The sequence below is a fragment of the Hydrogenophaga sp. OTU3427 genome (genome assembly GCF_038440225.1).
In the GTDB taxonomy this organism is placed as follows: Bacteria; Pseudomonadota; Gammaproteobacteria; order Burkholderiales; family Burkholderiaceae_C; genus Hydrogenophaga.
On the sequence record NZ_JASATI010000099.1, the window covers coordinates 1 to 1,637 of the forward strand.

Here is a 1,637-nt window from a genome sequence, read left to right on the forward strand (position 1 = left end):
AGTCGGCCCTGAAATATTCATTTCACACCCCGACTGCGCGTGATTCCGGCCAGCGCGATGTGCCCGTTAGCCAAGTGCGCAGTGTCAGCCACCAGCTCGGCTGTACGCCGGCCATCGCGCACAGACGCAAATACAGCCGCTGCAAGAAGGGAACCCCCTTTTTGACGATCATGCGCAGCAGCCAGCGGATGTTGTACCCCGCCGCACACAGCACCGCATGCAGCCGGTCGCCCTGCTCACCTTTGAGCTGACACCGATCCATGCGGTGGTCGGCTTTGAGGTGGCCGATGATCGGCTCGATCGCCTGGCGCCGCTTGAGCAGCTTTCTCTCCTGCTCGCTGATGCGTTTGCTCTTGCCCCGGTGCACGATGTGCACATCTGGGTTCTGTGTATCCACGCCGCGATAGCCCAAGTCCACAAACGCGGTCGTAGGCTTTGCCTTGCTGTCCTGCATCAGGATGGCCGCCTGCTCCAGTTGTTCGTTCAGGGTGTGGCCGTCGTACGGGTTGCCATGGAAAGCTTTTGCGCCCACGACCAGATTGCTCTTGAGCGTGCTGGCAATGCCCACCTTCACCCCGAACTCATAGGGCGTCTTGGCCTTTCCCTTGGAGATGCAGTCCACCTCAGGCGCATGCCAGGCGTAGAGCTTGCGCTGTCCATCAACGGCCTTGCGTTGGCCGCTCTGGGACACGATGCGATGGGCTTTGCTCAATGTCTCGTCCAGCGCTTCCCGCACGGCAGCCCCGATCGCGCTGGCCTTGCGCTCAATCTCGCGCTGCAACCGACCCACGATGGTGCGCTGACGTTTGATGGCGCGTTTCATGCGCTTGAACTGGCGGGCGTGGGCATAGCGCCCGGCCTTGCGGTTCAGATGCTGCCCCTCTTTGGCAAAGGTCTGCTTCAGATCGATACCTGCGTCCTTGGCTGCCTCGACCAGTTTGACCCGGGCGGTCTCTAACAGGCGGCTGTCAGTAGGGTGGGCAATCGCCTTGTGCTGCACGGTGCTGTCCACGATCACGCGGGCAAGCTCCTGCTGCTTGATCAGTTTGAGTTCGACCGCTACGTTGATGGTCTGCGCCAGCAGCTCTTCCACGCCTTCTTCGCCCAGCAGTTGGCGAAACTTCACCAGGGTGGTGGCGTCGCAGGGGCGGTGGTGTTCAAAGTACGCCTGTCCTGAGAAGAACTGCCAGGTCGGTGTCTCACCCCAGCGCTCAACGACGCCTTCGTCGGACTCGTTGAAGGCGTGCTTGAGGTACAGCAGCGCGATCATGGTGCGCAGCGGCACACGAGGTCGCCCGGCATTGCTGGAAACGGCCACACGCTGAACCTGTTCTCCAAAAAGATCCAGGTCGGGCATGGCCACACCGGCGCGGCCTTTGCGAGAGAACACCTGCGCCACCCGCGCTTCGATCTCTTGCCAGGGCATGCGTGAGGCCAGCACCGCCAGCGGGTGGCGCAGATCGATCATGTGGTCGATGCGCGAACGGAAGAAATCGTCGGTGGCAGGGCAGGCAAAAAGCACAGCAGAACTCCCAGAAATCAACCCCTATTGGAATTCAAACTGGGAGTTCCGGCCATCCGCAATCACCCCAGAACACCAGCGTTCATGCGGCTTCCGGGGATTTTTCAGGGACGAC

1 protein-coding gene is annotated in these 1,637 nt (G+C 61.3%); it reads right to left on the reverse strand.

The annotated features are described in order from the left end of the window. Positions 1–22: 22 nt before the first annotated feature. Positions 23–1,522: an IS5 family transposase gene (locus tag AAHB17_RS24405; RefSeq protein ID WP_342133657.1), complete on the reverse strand. Its 1,500-nt coding sequence runs from the start codon at positions 1,520–1,522 to the stop codon at positions 23–25. Positions 1,523–1,637: the final 115 nt, after the last annotated feature.